At 65.6% G+C, this 15,395-nt stretch carries 16 protein-coding genes; 3 read left to right on the top strand and 13 right to left on the bottom strand.

What is annotated here, in order from left to right; all coding sequences use genetic code 11:
- Positions 1-963, top strand: a complete 963-nt coding sequence (locus tag JL37_RS14415) for a GlxA family transcriptional regulator (protein WP_043544831.1) — start codon at positions 1-3, stop codon at positions 961-963.
- Between the two features lie 22 nt (positions 964-985).
- Here JL37_RS14415 and nrdR read toward each other — a convergent pair whose 3' ends face one another.
- From nrdR to tyrS, 4 genes are all read right to left on the bottom strand, one after another.
- Positions 986-1,465: a transcriptional regulator NrdR gene (nrdR, locus tag JL37_RS14410; RefSeq protein ID WP_043544829.1), complete on the bottom strand. Its 480-nt coding sequence runs from the start codon at positions 1,463-1,465 to the stop codon at positions 986-988.
- 184 nt (positions 1,466-1,649) lie between these two features.
- Positions 1,650-2,900, bottom strand: coding sequence for a serine hydroxymethyltransferase (gene glyA / locus JL37_RS14405; protein WP_043544827.1), 1,251 nt, complete (start codon positions 2,898-2,900; stop codon positions 1,650-1,652).
- Positions 2,901-3,173: 273 nt separating this feature from the next.
- Positions 3,174-3,827, bottom strand: coding sequence for a YbhB/YbcL family Raf kinase inhibitor-like protein (locus JL37_RS14400; protein ID WP_043544825.1), 654 nt, complete (start codon positions 3,825-3,827; stop codon positions 3,174-3,176).
- Between the two features lie 240 nt (positions 3,828-4,067).
- Positions 4,068-5,297: a tyrosine--tRNA ligase gene (gene tyrS, locus JL37_RS14395; RefSeq protein ID WP_043544823.1), complete on the bottom strand. Its 1,230-nt coding sequence runs from the start codon at positions 5,295-5,297 to the stop codon at positions 4,068-4,070.
- A gap of 259 nt (positions 5,298-5,556) precedes the next feature.
- Here tyrS and JL37_RS14390 point away from each other — a divergent pair, with 259 nt between their 5' ends.
- Positions 5,557-6,966 (top strand): M23 family metallopeptidase, encoded by a 1,410-nt coding sequence (locus JL37_RS14390; protein WP_043544821.1) that lies wholly within the window; start codon positions 5,557-5,559, stop codon positions 6,964-6,966.
- A 131-nt stretch (positions 6,967-7,097) separates the two neighbouring features.
- Positions 7,098-8,231 (top strand): anhydro-N-acetylmuramic acid kinase, encoded by a 1,134-nt coding sequence (locus tag JL37_RS14385; protein WP_255352915.1) that lies wholly within the window; start codon positions 7,098-7,100, stop codon positions 8,229-8,231.
- Positions 8,232-8,297: 66 nt separating this feature from the next.
- On the opposite strand, the gene erpA is transcribed toward JL37_RS14385, so the two are convergent.
- From erpA to JL37_RS14340, 9 genes are all read right to left on the bottom strand, one after another.
- The gene (gene erpA / locus JL37_RS14380; RefSeq protein ID WP_006388644.1) at positions 8,298-8,669 is read right to left on the bottom strand and encodes an iron-sulfur cluster insertion protein ErpA; all 372 of its coding nucleotides are present in this window, start codon (positions 8,667-8,669) and stop codon (positions 8,298-8,300) included.
- A gap of 86 nt (positions 8,670-8,755) precedes the next feature.
- A complete protein-coding gene (locus tag JL37_RS14375) occupies positions 8,756-9,502 on the bottom strand; it encodes a DUF6776 family protein (RefSeq protein ID WP_043544988.1) in 747 nt (248 codons plus the stop codon).
- 44 nt (positions 9,503-9,546) lie between these two features.
- Positions 9,547-10,611: an N-acetyl-gamma-glutamyl-phosphate reductase gene (gene argC, locus JL37_RS14370; RefSeq protein ID WP_043544820.1), complete on the bottom strand. Its 1,065-nt coding sequence runs from the start codon at positions 10,609-10,611 to the stop codon at positions 9,547-9,549.
- Between the two features lie 190 nt (positions 10,612-10,801).
- A complete protein-coding gene (gene rpsI / locus JL37_RS14365) occupies positions 10,802-11,194 on the bottom strand; it encodes a 30S ribosomal protein S9 (RefSeq protein WP_042796334.1) in 393 nt (130 codons plus the stop codon).
- A gap of 9 nt (positions 11,195-11,203) precedes the next feature.
- The gene (gene rplM / locus JL37_RS14360; RefSeq protein WP_043544818.1) at positions 11,204-11,632 is read right to left on the bottom strand and encodes a 50S ribosomal protein L13; all 429 of its coding nucleotides are present in this window, start codon (positions 11,630-11,632) and stop codon (positions 11,204-11,206) included.
- A 309-nt stretch (positions 11,633-11,941) separates the two neighbouring features.
- Positions 11,942-12,652, bottom strand: a complete 711-nt coding sequence (locus JL37_RS14355) for an ABC transporter ATP-binding protein (protein ID WP_043544816.1) — start codon at positions 12,650-12,652, stop codon at positions 11,942-11,944.
- Positions 12,649-13,437 (bottom strand): ABC transporter ATP-binding protein, encoded by a 789-nt coding sequence (locus tag JL37_RS14350; protein ID WP_043544815.1) that lies wholly within the window; start codon positions 13,435-13,437, stop codon positions 12,649-12,651. Before JL37_RS14350 ends, JL37_RS14355 begins: the two co-directional genes overlap by 4 nt.
- Complete coding sequence (locus JL37_RS14345) at positions 13,430-14,296, bottom strand: branched-chain amino acid ABC transporter permease (protein WP_043544813.1); 867 nt, start codon at positions 14,294-14,296, stop codon at positions 13,430-13,432. Before JL37_RS14345 ends, JL37_RS14350 begins: the two co-directional genes overlap by 8 nt.
- Before the next feature lie 2 nt (positions 14,297-14,298).
- Positions 14,299-15,180, bottom strand: a complete 882-nt coding sequence (locus tag JL37_RS14340; protein ID WP_043544812.1) for a branched-chain amino acid ABC transporter permease — start codon at positions 15,178-15,180, stop codon at positions 14,299-14,301.
- Positions 15,181-15,395: the final 215 nt, after the last annotated feature.

Below are 15,395 nucleotides of genomic sequence, written 5' to 3'. Positions count from 1 at the left end.
ATGGTTCCGGTGTATTTCGTGCTGACGCAAGGCATCGTCCTGCTGGACGTAGCCGGCCCGGCGGAAGCGTTCCGGGTGGCCAACAAGCTCAGTCCGGGCGCGTTCGAGCAGCATTTCTGCGGCCCGTCCCGGGAGGTCGAAAGCGGCATTCCCGGCCTGCACCTGGCGCACATCAAGGCGCTTCCGGCGGCCTTGCCGCCAGAAGCGCTGGTCATCATCTCGGGCGTGGTGGGCAAACCGACGCGCCTGGACGATCCTCACGCCCAGGCCATCATCGAATGGCTGGCCCTGCGCCACCCCGCGGACGGCTTCACGCTAATGACCGTGTGCGCGGGCGCGCTGTTCGCGGCCGCCGCCGGGCTTACCCGGCAGCGCGAATGCACCACGCACCACACCTGCCTGGAACAGCTGGCCAGCCTTGATCCCAGCGCGCGCCTGCACGACAACCGGATCTTCGTCGAGGACGGCAGGCTGGTCAGCAGCGCGGGGATCACGGCAGGCATCGACCTGGCGCTGCACATGGTGTCGCGTCATTGCGGGCCTCGCGTGGCCAGCGAAGTGGCGCGCGACATGGTGGTCTACCAGCGGCGCGCCGGCACGGACTCGACGCTGTCGCCCTGGCTGGACCACCGCAGCCATCTGCATCCGGGGGTGCACAGGGTGCAGGATGCGGTGATACGCGACCCCGCCGCGCCCTGGTCGGCGCAATCGTTGGCGGACCACGCGCATACCAGCGCCCGCCACCTGACCCGGCTGTTCCGCGAACACGCGGGATGCACGCCGATGGACTATCTCTATCAGATACGCGTCGCGCTGGCGCGCGACTTGCTGCGCGACACCCGCCTGGACCTGGAGCGCGTGGCGGAGAGATCGGGCTTCGGGTCGGCGCAGCACATGCGGCGCGTCTGGCGCAAGTTCCAGCCGCTTACGCCCAGCCTGGCCCGGTCTACCGCCATGCAATGACGGGGCCCGCGCGCCGCCCGGGCTACTCCTTGCGCAGTTTCCCGGGCAGCAGGGGGCCCTGCATCTCGCGGATGGCCTCGACGAACTCGCCGATGTCCTCGAAGCTCTTGTAGACCGACGCGAAGCGCACGTATGCCACCTTGTCGAGCTTGCGCAGCTCGTTCATGACGAGCTCGCCTATGTGCTCGGAAGGCACTTCCCTCAGGCCGCTGGCCAGCAACTGTTCTTCGATGCGGGCAACCGCCGCATCCACGTCCTCGGTGCTGACGGGCCGCTTGCGCAATGCCAGGCTCAGGCTGGCGCGCAGCTTGCCGGGATCGTAGTCGCTGCGGCTGCCATTGCGTTTCACGATGGAGGGCATGGCGAGCTCCACCCGCTCGTAGGTGGTGAATCGCTTGTCACAGGACAAGCAGCGGCGGCGACGGCGGATGGCGTCGCCTTCTTCCGAGACCCGGCTGTCGACGACCTGTGTTTCGGCATTGCCGCAAAATGGACACCGCATGTGTGATCCCTAAAGGCACTGGTGGCAATAGTTGAGCATATTGTAACGACGCTCCCGGCCGCCAGCGTCAATACGGGCTAATCCGGACCTTTCCGGCCCGGAAAGCAAAGGGACGGCGCCTTGCGGGGCCGTCCCTTCGACTGGGCCAGCTTGCGGGCGCGGAGCCCGCAGGCGGGATGCGGGCTTACTTCTTGCCGTAGACCGGCAGGCGCGAGGTCAGTTCGTTGACGCGGGCGCGCACGGCGGCGATGTTGGCTTCGTCGCGCGGGTTGTCCAGCACGTCGGCGATCAGGTTGGCGGTCAGTTCGGCTTCCGCTTCGGTGAAACCGCGCGTGGTCATGGCCGGCGTGCCCAGACGGATGCCGCTGGTCACGAAGGGCTTTTCCGGGTCATTCGGGATGGCGTTCTTGTTGACCGTGATGTGGGCCTGGCCCAGCACGGCTTCCGCTTCCTTGCCCGTGATGCCCTTGGAACGCAGGTCCACCAGCATGACGTGGCTTTCGGTGCGGCCGGAAACGATGCGCAGGCCGCGCTTGACCAGCGTGTCGGCCAGCACCTTGGCGTTCTTGACCACTTGCTGGGCGTATTCCTTGAACTCGGGCTCCAGCGCTTCCTTGAAGGCCACGGCCTTGCCGGCGATGACGTGCATCAGCGGACCGCCCTGGATGCCGGGGAAGATGGCCGAGTTGACGATCTTCTCGTGTTCGGCCTTCATCATGATGACGCCGCCGCGCGGGCCGCGCAGCGACTTGTGCGTGGTCGAGGTGACGAAGTCGGCGTGGGGCACCGGGTTGGGGTAGGCGCCGCCGGCGACCAGGCCCGCATAGTGGGCGATGTCGACCATGAACAGCGCGCCGTTTTCGCGGGCGATGCGGGCCATGCGCTCGAAATCGATGTGCAGGGCGTAGGCGGAGGCGCCCGCGACGATCAGCTTGGGCTTGTATTCCTTTGCCAGCTGCTCGACCTGCGCGTAGTTCAGGACCTCGTTTTCGTCCAAGCCGTACGAGATGAAGTTGTACAGCTTGCCCGACGCGTTGACCGACGCGCCGTGCGTCAGGTGGCCGCCTTCGGCTAGGCTCATGCCCAGCACCGTGTCGCCCGGCTTCAGGACGGCCATGTACACGCCCTGGTTGGCCTGCGAACCCGAGTTGGGCTGCACATTGGCGGCTTCGGCGCCGAAGATCTGCTTCAGGCGGTCGATGGCCAGTTGCTCGACCACGTCCACGTATTCGCAACCACCGTAGTAGCGCTTGCCCGGGTAGCCTTCGGCGTACTTGTTCGTGAGCTGCGTGCCCTGGGCTTCCATGACGGCCGGGCTGGCGTAGTTCTCCGAAGCGATCAGCTCGATGTGCTGCTCTTGGCGAACGTCTTCCTTCTGGATGGCGGCCCAAACGTCCGGGTCAGCCTTGGACAAGGTGAGGTTGCGGTCAAACATGACGGGGGTTCCTGAGACGGTAAGAAAGGAGAAAGCGGCGTCGGGTGGGTAAACCCGGAGAATGCCGGATAGTTTACCGCGTCGGGCCCGATCAATTGCCGCCAAAATGCTCCCAATGCAGCCAAAACTGCGTGGACGGGCGCGAAAACCACGCCAACGTTCCGCGTCCGGAAACCGCTCTCAAGCCGACTTGAGGAACTTTCATGCAAAACGGCGGAAACCGGGCAATGAAAAGGGGCCGCATGGCGGCCCCTGATTCGCTGCGCGGCCGGGTCAGGCCGAGGTGGCCCCGATCTGCTTGGGCGCGAGCCTCGGATTGAGCGTATAGGTACCCGTGAGCGACGCCTTAGCCAGCACGTGGTTCTGCATGGCCCGCAGCGCGTCCTCGCCCGTGAACGAGCCCTGCAGGTTCAGGCTGTGCACGTCCAGCGCGTACAGCGTGAACACGTAGCGGTGCACCAGCGCGTCGTTCCAGGGCGGGCACGGGCCGTCGTAGCCGAAGTAGTCCCCGCTCATGTCGTGGTCGTTCGCGAACCACGAGGAATAGGAGTTGATGCCCTGGCGGGAATCCATGGGAGCCAGGGGACCGCCCTTGCCCCGCGGCGTGATGCCGTTGGAGAAGGTGCCTTCCTCGATTTCGCGCAGGTCGGCGGCCAGGTCCACCAGCACCCAGTGGAAGAAGTCCACGCGCGGCAGATCGGCCGGCACTTCGCGGCCTTCCTGGTTGACGTCATCGGGACTGGAAGGCACGTCGGGATCGTGGCAGATCAAGGCAAACGACTGCGTGCCCGCTGGGACGTCGTCCCAGGAAAACTGCGGGTTGAAATTGTCTGCCAGCGCGACGTGCGATTGCGCATCGATCTTGCCGAACGCGTAGCGCTCGGGAATCGACTCGTGATCGGAAAATGACAAACTCGAAAGTTCCATGTCGTGCTCCTAGATATGCCGCAAAGGCCCCACTGCCCCTGTCCGTACCCTCAGCGTATCAAAAAAGCCCCCACGCAGCACGCTGCCCCCCAAGGGGGCTGGCCCGCCTTGGGGCGGCCCGGCGGCGGGCCGGCCATTCTTGCGGAGGCTGTGGATGCCCTCACGCCGCGCACGCTTCGCTCGCTGTCCCCAAGGGGGCGTCTTTTGCCTTGGGGCGGCCCTACGGCAAAAGCTCCGCAATCACGGATTCAAGTTAACACGCGCGAACTTGCGCTTGCCCACCTGAACGACGTAAGTCCCCGCCGGCAATTGCAACGATTTGTCTTCCACGCGATCGCCGTTCACCCGCACGCCGCCCTGCTCCACGTTGCGCTGCGCTTCCGATCCGGAAGCGACCAGGCCGGCTTCGCGCAGCAGCTTCAGGATGCCCACGGGCGCGCCGCCGATGTTCACTTCGGGGATGTCGTCCGGAATGGCGCCGTCGCGGAAGCGGGCCTCGAACGTGGCCAGCGCCTCTTCCGCCGCCTTGGGGGAATGAAAGCGCGCAATGATTTCCTGGGCCAGCATGACCTTGGCATCGCGCGGATTGCGGCCGCCGTCGATCTCCTGCTTGAGCGCGGCGATGTCTTCCAGCGAACGGAACGACAGCAGTTCGAAGTAGCGCCACATCAGCGTGTCGGAAATCGACATCAGCTTGCCGAACATCGAATCGGGCGACTCCGAAATGCCGATGTAGTTGCCCTTGGACTTGGACATCTTCTCTACGCCGTCCGTGCCCACCAGCAGCGGCATCGTCAGGATGCACTGGGGCTCCTGGCCATATTCCTTTTGCAGCTCGCGGCCGACCAGCAGGTTGAACTTCTGATCGGTGCCCCCCAGCTCCAGATCGGACTTCAGCGCCACGGAGTCATAGCCCTGCATCAGCGGATACAGGAATTCATGCACCGAGATCGGGATGCCGCCCTTGAACCGCTTGGTGAAGTCCTCACGCTCCATCATGCGCGCCACCGTATAGCGCGAAGCCAGCTGGATCATGCCGCGCGCGCCCAGCGGGTCGCACCACTCGGAGTTGTAGCGGATCTCGGTGCGGGCCGGATCGAGCACCAGGCTGGCCTGGGCGTAATAGGTCTTGGCGTTGGCCTCGATCTGCTCACGCGTGAGCGGCGGGCGCGTATTGTTACGGCCGCTGGGATCGCCGATGGTCGAGGTGAAATCCCCGATCAGGAAGATGACGTTGTGCCCCATGTCCTGCAGCTGGCGCATCTTGTTCAGCACCACCGTGTGACCCAGGTGGATGTCCGGCGCGGTCGGGTCCAGCCCCAGCTTGATGCGCAGGGGAACGCCCGTGGCGCGGCTCCGGGCCAGCTTGCGGGCGAACTCGGATTCGACCAGGAGCTCGTCGCAGCCGCGCTTGGCTATACGCAGATCGGCTTCGACTTCGGGGGTGATTGGGGCTTCTGAGGATGACATGGCAGGGGGACCAACGCGGCTTCAGCCGACAAAAAGGTGTAAAAAGTGACGAAAACTATCGAAAATTCTAGCCGAATCGGCTAGGATACCGCCCTAATCATACGCAATTGCCATCTATACGCAGTTGCGGTCGCTCTACCACCCGTTGTTCACAAGATGCGCCTCGCGCCAGCCCTTGCCCCCGGAAACCGTGGCGCGCGAGGGCCTGTTCGCATCGCGCACCCTGCGAGCTCATGCCACCTGAGAGGGTATCTTCACGATGAATCGTGGCCTCCACGAACTGGCGAGTAGCATCAAGCGCAAAGTTGCTGCCCTGTTTGCGCCCGTAGAACCCAAGCCCCACCGCTCGGGACTTTTCCGTCGCACTCTTCTCGTCACCGCCATTGGTCTGTTCGCCGGCGCCGCCGCCCTCGGCATGGTGCAGCAACCCGACCGCAGCGAGCTCCCCCCGTCCCGCGTCATCCAGAGCATCCTGCCGCTGACCGCCGAGCAAGTCGAAGTCAGCACGCCCAGCGCCGCGCCATACATCAGCGAGACCCGCATCCGCTCCGGCGACACGCTGTCCGCCGTACTGCAGCGCCTGGAGCTGGACGCCCCCAACCTGCAAGCCTTCCTGACGCATGACGCCAGCGCCCGCAGCATCTACAAGCTGTATCCGGGCCGCTCCGTGCAGGCCGCCACGGACGAACAGGGCAACCTGATCTGGCTGCGCTACATCCACACCCCCGGCAACGAAGCCGACGGCCAGGTCGTGACGCGCATGCTGCACGTCGCCCCCTCCGGCGATAGCTACAAGGCCGAGGAAATCACCGAAAACACCGACCGCCAGACCCGCGTCGCCGTGGGCACGATCAAGTCGTCGCTGTTCGGCGCCACCGACGCCGCCGGCATCCCGGATTCGGTCACCATGCAGATGGCCGACATCCTCAGCGCCAAGATCGACTTCCTGCGCGACCTGCGCCAGGGCGACCAGTTCCGCGTGGTCTACGAAGTGCGCTCGCACGACGGCCGCTACGCCGGCGCCGGCCGCGTGCTGGCCCTCGAGTTCATCAACGGTGGCAAGACCTACAGCGCCGTCTGGTTCAGCCCCGACGAAAAGAGCGGTTCGTACTACGACTTCGACGGCACCAGCCTGCGCGGCGCGTTCCTGCGCACCGCCCTGAAGTTCAGCCGCATCAGCTCCACGTTCGGCATGCGCATGCACCCCATCCACAAGACCTGGACGGGGCACAAGGGCGTGGACTACGCCGCGCCCTCCGGCACGCCGATCCACTCCACCGCCGACGGCACCGTCGAGTTCGCGGGCTGGCAGAACGGGTACGGCAACGTGGTCATCGTGAAGCACCACGGCAAGTACTCGACGCTGTACGCCCACCAGAGCCGCATCGCTGCTGGCATCACCAAGGGCGCGAAGATCTCGCAAGGCCAGTTGCTGGGCTATGTCGGCTCCACCGGCTGGGCGACCGGCCCGCACCTGCACTACGAATTCCGCGTGGACAACCAGCCGATCGACCCGCTGTCGGTGGACCTGCCGGTCGCCCGCAGCCTGGAACCCGCAGAAGTGCGCGCGTTCAACCAGGCCGTGGCTCCGTACAAGCAGCAGATCCAGTTGCTGACCCAGTTCCAGCAGACCCTGCCCGACTCCCTGACCAACGTGGCCAGCCGCTAGGCAGCCCAGGCTCGCGATACGCCTGAAGACGGCCGCGCAATCTCCCTTGCGCGGCCGTTTTTTTGTCTTGGGCCGGCTCGTGGCGCGGCGCGTTGGGCGCTATCCTTCTTCTTTTTGCCTCCGAGACGCCCGTGACTTCAACCCTGCCCGCGCAACGCAAGGACTCCCAGCTCTACATCGGACTGATGTCCGGCACCAGCGTCGACGGCGTGGATGGCGTGCTGGCGCGCCTGGCCCCGGGCCAGCCTCCGCAGGTGCTCGCCAGCTCCAGCCTGCCCATGCCGTCGGAGCTGCGCCAGGAGTTGTTGGCGCTGAATGTCGCCGGAGAAGACGAACTGGCCCGCGGCGCGCTGGCCGCCAACTCGCTGGCCCGCCTGTATGCCCAGGCCGTAACCGCGCTGCTGCGCGACGCAGGCGTCGAGGCGCGGGACGTCGCCGCCATCGGCGCTCACGGCCAGACGGTCCGCCACCGCCCCGACAGCGGCTATACCATCCAGCTCAACGCCCCCGCCTTGCTGGCGGAACTGTCGGGCATCGACGTGGTGGCCGACTTCCGCAGCCGCGACGTGGCGGCGGGCGGCCAGGGGGCCCCCCTGGTGCCTCCCTTCCATGCGGCCGTGTTCGGCGCGCCCCAGGGCCGCGCCGTGCTCAACCTGGGCGGCATCGCCAATGTGACGCTGCTGGAGCCGGGGCAGCCCCCGCGCGGCTTCGACACGGGCCCGGCCAACGTCTTCCTGGATGGATGGTGCCAGCGCCACCTGGGCACGCCTTATGATGCCGACGGCCGCTGGGCCGCCACCGGGCAGGTCGTGGCGCCCCTGCTTGAACAACTGATCGCCAGCGAGCCCTGGTTCGCGCTGCCCCCGCCCAAATCCACGGGCCGCGACCTGTTCAACATGCAGTGGCTGGACGCCCGCCTGGACGCGTACGACGGCTCCAGGCCGGCCCCTCAGGACGTACAGGCCACCCTGCAGCGCCTGACCGCCCGGACCGTGGCGAACGCCATCGACGCCGCCGCGGCCGGCACGCGGGAAGTATTCGTCTGTGGAGGCGGCGCGCGCAATGCCGGCCTGATGCGCGAGCTCGCTTACTGCCTGCAGCGCCCCGTGCGCGCCACCGATGCGCTGGGCGTGCCGGCGCAGGAGGTCGAGGCCCTGGCCTTCGCCTGGCTGGCGCAGGCCTTCATGGCGGGCAGCCCCGCGGGGCTGCCCGCCGTCACGGGGGCAAGCGGACCCCGCATCCTGGGCGCGCTCTACCCCGCTTAGGACGCCAAAAGCAAAAGCCCTTCGGCATGCGCCGAAGGGCTTTGCGGAAACTGCCCGGACGGTGGTTTACACCGAGAACGAGGAACCGCAGCCGCAGGTGGTGCTGGCATTGGGATTGCGGATGACGAACTGCGCGCCTTCCAGGTCTTCCTTGTAGTCGATTTCCGCGCCGACCAGGTACTGGAAGCTCATCGGATCGACGAGCAGTTGCACGCCGGCCTTGTCCAGCACGGTGTCGTCTTCGTTCACGACTTCGTCGAACGTGAAGCCGTACTGGAAACCCGAACAGCCGCCGCCCTGCACGAAAACGCGCAGCTTGAGCTCGGGATTGCCTTCTTCGGCCAACAGATCCTTCACCTTGGCCGCAGCCGAGTCGGTAAAGACCAGGGGAGCAGGCGGTGCGGCCTGCAGGTCGACGGTTTCGGTCACTGCATTCATGGTTCACTCCTGGCCGGTTCGGCCATATTTCGATGAGCGGCCTCGCCGCTCGTATGGTGTCACTATAGCGCAGGGCTTGCGCAGACTCAAAGCTCCAGCTTGACGCTACGGGAAGCGCGGACGGTTTCCCCCTCGAGGACGCTGACGGTCACGCTTTCGGGGACAAATCCCTCGGGCACCGCCAGCAGGCCCTGGCTGCGCTGGTACTGATCGAATTGCAGGGCCAGCGATGCCGCGGCCGTGTTCTCGCCGGTAACGGCCACCGGGCCGGACTCGGACTTGACCTGCATGGGGGCCAGATCCACCGTCACCGTTTCGCCCTTCAAGGTTCCCGTGGCCTGAAACCGCAGGGCTCCGGCGAATTGGGCCCCGCCGTTGCGGCCGCTGCGCATCAGCAAGACCTTGTAGCGCAGCCCGCCTCCACTGCGGTCGACCTGCACGCTGCGGATGTCCACCGACCCCTCGGGCCCGGGAGGCAGGAGCTGTTCATAGAACGCCAGCTGGTCGCGCACGCGGCCAACCTCCGCCTGGGCCGCCCGCAGCTGGGTTTCGAGCTCCTGGCGGGCCGAACGTTCGATGACCAGTTCGCCATCGGCGGTATCCAGCTGCCCCTGCGTGTAGCGCAGCTGCGTAGCCTGCTGGCGCATGGCCTCTTCCTGAGCCTCGGCCTGGCGGGCGCTGACGACGATGGCGTCCTGCGGACGGTAAACCTGGCGGGCGTAGAAATAGCCTGCGGAGCCGCCCAGCAGCACGCCGGCGAGCAAACCCGCGAACACGCGCGCCAGCCCGCCGGCGGGGCGAGCCTGGGGCATTGCGGTGGAGTCGGCTGGCATAAAGAGCATCGGCTGACGGCCCGAGGGCCGCCAGCCCGGGTACATCAGGGCAAGATGGCGACCTGGTCCAGGCCGGTGGATTCAGGGATGCCGAACATCAGGTTCATGTTCTGGACGGCCTGGCCGGCGGCGCCCTTGACCAGGTTGTCCTGGACCACCATCACGATCAGCTGGTCGCCGTTGCCGGGACGGCTGAGCGCGATGCGCAGGTTATTGGAGGCACGCACCGAACGCGTTTCGGGCAGGCTGCCGGCGGGCATTACGTCCACGAACGGCTCATCCGCGTAACGTTGCTCGAACAGCGCCTGGAAATCGGTATCGCGGGCTTCGGGCAGGATGCGCGCGTAGATCGTGGAGAACATGCCGCGGATCATCGGCACCAGGTGCGGCACGAAGGTCAGGCCGACCTTGCCGCCGGCGATCTTCTCGAGCTGGGCGACGATTTCGGGGTGATGGCGATGGCCCGCCACGCCGTAGGCCTTGAAGTTGTCGGAGGCTTCCGAGAACAGCGAGCCCACTTCGGCCTTGCGGCCGGCGCCCGACACGCCGGACTTGCAGTCCGCGATCAGGGTTTGCGCATCCACCAGCTTCTTGCCGCCTTCCAGCAACGGCGCCAGGCCGAGCAGGACTGTGGTGGGATAGCAGCCGGGATTGCCGATCACGCGGGCCTTGGAGATGGCTTCGCGGTTCAACTCCACCAGGCCATACTGGGATTCGGCCAGGATGTCCGGGCAGGTGTGGGGAATCTTGTACCAGCGCTCGAAGGTGGGGATGTCCTGCAGGCGGAAGTCCGCGGCCAGGTCGATGACCCGGGTACCGGCGGAGATCAGCTCCTGGGCCTGGGCCATGGCCACCCCATGGGGCGTAGCGAAGAACACCACGTCGCAATCCGTCAGCGTGGCCTTTTCCGGAGCGGAGAAAGCGAGCTTCACGCGGCCTCGCAGGTTCGGATACATGTCGGCGACAGGCAATCCGTCTTCCTTGCGGGACGTGATGGCGGTCAGTTCCACGTTGGGGTGCTGCGACAGCAAGCGCAGCAGCTCGACGCCGGTGTAGCCGGTGCCGCCGACGATGCCGACCTTGATGCGGGTATTCGATGCTTGGGCCATGGTGTGTGCTCTTCGTAGAACGAGGATAGATTGTATCGCTCGGGACAGCGGATATTGCGGCGGAGCGCCCGGAATGGCACCGCAACCCCTAGTTCCGACCGGAGGCGATCCGCGGAGTTCCGCGGCGAGGTTCCAGCGACGGAATTCCAGCGACAAAAAAGCCCGCCGAAGCGGGCTTTTTTGCAGGGCATTAACGCTTGCTGAACTGCTTGCGACGACGTGCCTTGCGGAAGCCGACCTTCTTACGTTCGACTTCACGGGCATCGCGGGTCACGAAGCCAGCTTGCGACAGCGCGGACTTCAGGGTCGCGTCGTAGTCGATCAGGGCGCGCGTGATGCCGTGACGGACTGCGCCGGCCTGGCCGGTTTCACCGCCGCCGTGCACGTTGACCTTGATGTCGAACGATTCCAGGTGGCCGGTCAGTTCCAGCGGTTGGCGCACGATCATGCGGCCGGTTTCGCGGGCGAAGAACTCGTCGACGGGCTTGCCGTTGACGACGATCTTACCCGTGCCCTTCTTGATGAAAACGCGAGCCACCGAGGTTTTGCGACGGCCGGTTCCGTAATTCCAGTTACCGATCATGGCGTTTCCTTAGATATCCAGCGTCTTGGGCTGCTGGGCGGTGTGCGGGTGCTCGGCACCGGCGTACACCTTCAGTTTCTTGATCATGGCGTAGCCCAGAGGACCCTTGGGCAGCATGCCCTTGACAGCCTTCTGGATGGCGCGGCCGGGGAAACGCTCTTGGAGTTTCTCGAAGTTCGTTTCACGGATACCGCCCGGGTACGTGGTGTGGCGGAAGTACTTCTTGTCCTTCGCCTTGCTACCCGTAACGACGATATCGGCAGCGTTGATGATGACGATGTAGTCACCGGTATCAACGTGCGGCGTGAATTCAGGTTTGTGCTTGCCACGCAGACGACGTGCGACTTCGCTGGCCACACGACCGAGGACTTTGCCCTTGGCGTCGATCACAAACCAGTCACGTTGGACTTCATGCGGCTTGGCCACAAAGGTCTTCATGATGGTTCCTAGTAAAAAAATTCTGGCCGGACCATCCAGCCAGCTTCTTCCCCCAAACCGCACCAGCCCCCGGGCTAATCTGCTACCTAGCTGCTATCTACTACTGCTAGCACCCGGTTCGTGGAGGATCTCGGCGCCTCGCCTAAGCGTTATTACCCGCCCGTGCAATGGCCAAAATGAGGGAAAGCCTGCAATTCTAACACAGCTGCTCAAAAAATGGGCAACTGGGTTGACTGCGGGAAACCGGCAGGCGGCGTCCGAAGAGCGCCGGCCGATGCCTGGAACGAGGGACACATCCCCCGTCCTGTGTCAGGCGCCCAGGTAGGCTTCCAATACGCGAGGGTGGCCCAGCAGTTCGCGGCCCGTGCCCGTCAGCGCCATGGCGCCGTTCTCCAGCACGTAGCCCTGTTGGGCGATCTTGAGCGCCTGGCGCACGTTCTGCTCCACCAGGAACAGGGTCAGGCCGTCGGCGTTGATGGCGCGCAGCGACCGGAAGATCTCCTGCACCACGATGGGGGCCAGGCCCATCGACGGTTCGTCCAGCAGGAGCAGGCGCGGCTTGGCCATCAGGGCCCGGCCGATGGCCAGCATCTGCTGTTCGCCGCCGGACAGGTTGCCGGCGATGCCCGTGATCCGCTCTTTCAGGCGCGGAAACAGGTTGAACACGTATTCCAGGTCGTTGCCGACGTTCTTCAGCCCGCGGCGGTATGCGCCCAGCTCCAGGTTCTCCAGCACCGTCATGGTGGTGAGGATCGCCCGGCCTTCCGGCACCTGCACGATGCCTCGCGCCACCAGTTGGTGGGGCGCCAGGTTGGTGATGTCCTCGCCTTCGAACAGGATGCGGCCGCGCGCCTTGGGCAAGAGCCCCGACAGCGCGAGCAGCGTGGTCGATTTGCCGGCGCCGTTGGCGCCCACCAGCGCGGTGATTTCCTTGGCGTTCAGGTCCAGGTCTATGCCGCGGACAGCCTCGATGTGGCCGTAATTGACCTCGAGCCCGCGGACTTCCAGCATTGCGCTCATTTCGCGCCCTCCGCTTGTTCGGTGTCCTCGTCGTCTTCGCGGCCCAGGTAGGCCTCGATGACCTGCTCGTTGTTGCGGATCTCTTCAGGACCGCCGCAAGCGATGATCTTGCCGAAGTTCAGCACCGCAATGCGTTCGCAAAGGCCCATGACGAAGCGCATGTCGTGCTCGATCATGAGGATGGTGTAGCCGCGGTCGCGGATGGCCAGGATCTCGCGCATGAGTTCGGCGCGTTCGCCGGTGTTCATGCCGGCCACGGGCTCGTCCAGCAGCAGCAGCTTGGGCTCGGTGGCCAGCGCGCGCGCCAGCTCCAGGCGGCGCTGCTCGCCGTAGGACAGGTTGTCCGCCAGGTCGTTGGCCTTGTGGTCCAGGCGCATCCAGGTCAGCAGCTCGTGGGCGCGCTCGCGGGCGTGCTTCTCGTGCTCGCGGAATCCGGGCAGGCCGAGGAGCAGGCTGGGAAAGCCGTAGTTCATGTGGCGGTAGGCGCCGACGACCACGTTTTCCAGCAGCGTCATTTCCTTGAAGAGACGGATGTTCTGGAACGTGCGCGCGATCCCCATGCGGGTGATGCTGTGCGGCTTCTTGCGCAGTACGCTCTCGCCCTTGAAGGTGATCGAGCCGCCGCTGGGCGGCAACAGGCCGGTGATCAGATTGAACACCGTGGTCTTGCCGGCGCCGTTGGGCCCGATCAGGCCGAAGATGGCGCCCTCGGGCACGGACAGGCTGACGTCATGCAGCACGTGCAGGCCGCCGAAACTCTTGGAGACGGAGGAGAGCTCAAGCATGGCGCTTGCCTCCTTGACGCATCCAGCGCTTGAAGCGCGCCGGATCCCAGATGCCTTGCGGCAGGAACAACACAATCACCACCAGGATCACTCCGTTGAGGACAAGGCGGAAATCCGCGAATCCGCGCAGCAGTTCGGGCAGCACCGTAATGATGAAACTGCCCAGCACGGGGCCGGTCAGGCCGCCGATGCCGCCCAGGATCGCCATGGTCAGGATTTCCACGCCACGGTCGAAGCCGTATTCGTTGGGACCAATGAAGAAGGTCAGGTGGGCGTTGAGCGCGCCGGCCAGGCCGGCGATCATGGCGCCCGCCACGAAGGCCAGCATCTTGTTGGCGCGCACGTCGATGCCCATCAGGCCCGCCGCGGTCTCGTCGCCGCGAATGGCGTCGAAGGCGCGGCCGACCTTGGAGGCGCGGACGCGCCACAGCACGAACAGCACGATGACCACCGCCAGGACCACGTGCCACCACTGCGTCAGCTGCGGAATGCCGTTGAGCCCCAGCGCGCCGCCGGTGATCGATTCGGTGTTCAGCACCGTCACGCGCACCACTTCGCCGAAGCCCAGGGTGGCCATGGCGAGGTAGACCCCGGAAAGGCGCAGGGTCGGCAGGCCGATCAGTGCCGCCACCAGCGCGGGCGCGGCCATGCCGCCCGCCAGCGCGACCGTGAACGGAGCATCGTAGTTCATGGTGAGCAGCGCGGCGGCGTATGCTCCGATGCCCATGAAGGCGGCGTTGGCCATGGCCAGCATGCCGCAAGCCAGCGTCAGCCAGATGGAAAGGGCCAACAGTGCGTTGGTGCCCAGCGTGAGCACCAGGTTGCCATAGATGGCCCAGAAGTTTTCGAATCCGCTCATACTCAAGCCTTGCGTTGAACCACTTTGCCGAACAGACCTTGCGGGCGCACCAGCAGGATCAGGAACAGCAGGCCGAATGCCACGGCGTCGCGCATGGTGGAGCCGATGTACGCCACCGACAGCACTTCGGCGAAGCCCAGAAAGAGACCGCCCAGCATGGCGCCGCGTATGTCGCCCATGCCGCCCAGGATGATGACCGCGATGCCTTTGTGCAGCATCGGCTGGCCCATCAGCGGGAAGAGCGCATTCGAGTACAGGCCGATCAGCACGCCGGCCACTCCGCCCAGCGCGGCGGCGGCGAACGAGGTGGTGACGAACAGGCGTTCGACGTTGATGCCCAGCAGCCAGGCGGCCTTGGGCGATTCGGCGATGGCGCGCAGCGCGCGGCCGAACTGGGTGCGACGCATGACGAACATCAGCACGGCCATCAGCGCGAACGACAGGAAGATGATGCCCAGCTCGATGACGGTCAGGTGCAGGCCGGCGATCTCGATCACCTCTTCCGGCACGGTGCCGTGCGGGAAGCGCAGGTTGCTGGCGCCGAAGATGCCCTGGGCCCCGTTGTTCAGGATGATGCCCACGCCGATGGTGGCGATCATGGGGATCAGGTGGGGCGCGTTGCGCTTGCGCAGCGGCTTGAGCACCAGATAGTCGATGATGACCCCGGTGAAGCCGGCGACGAAGAAGGCGACCATCAGCGCGGCCCACAGGGGCAGGCTGAACTGCTGCACCACGGTCAGGGCCGCGTAGGCGCCGACCATGAAGACGGCGCCATGCGCCAGGTTGATCACCCCGAGCACGCCGAAGACCAGCGTGAAGCCCAGCGCGAACAGTGCATACACACAGCCCAGCGACAAGGCGTTGACGAATTGTTGTTCCAACATGATGGGACGTTCCAAATCAAAAAAAGGCCACGCGGCGCCTTCTGCGTGGGCTTGCGGCCCCCTTCCGGGGACATTGCGCCGGGTAGCGCGGCGCAGCGATAAAAAGAGCCGTCGCGCGACGTCCTTCCGCGCGAGCCGGCTGCCCCGTGGGGCGTGCTTCCATCTTGTGGCCTTACGGCAACTACCAGGGCCTCCACGCCATTCCCCTCGCGTGG

This window comes from Achromobacter sp. RTa, assembly GCF_000757485.1.
In the GTDB taxonomy this organism is placed as follows: domain Bacteria; phylum Pseudomonadota; class Gammaproteobacteria; order Burkholderiales; family Burkholderiaceae_B; genus Achromobacter.
The sequence above is the reverse complement of the archived record's forward strand: the minus strand, read 5'-3'. Positions and strand labels throughout refer to the sequence as shown.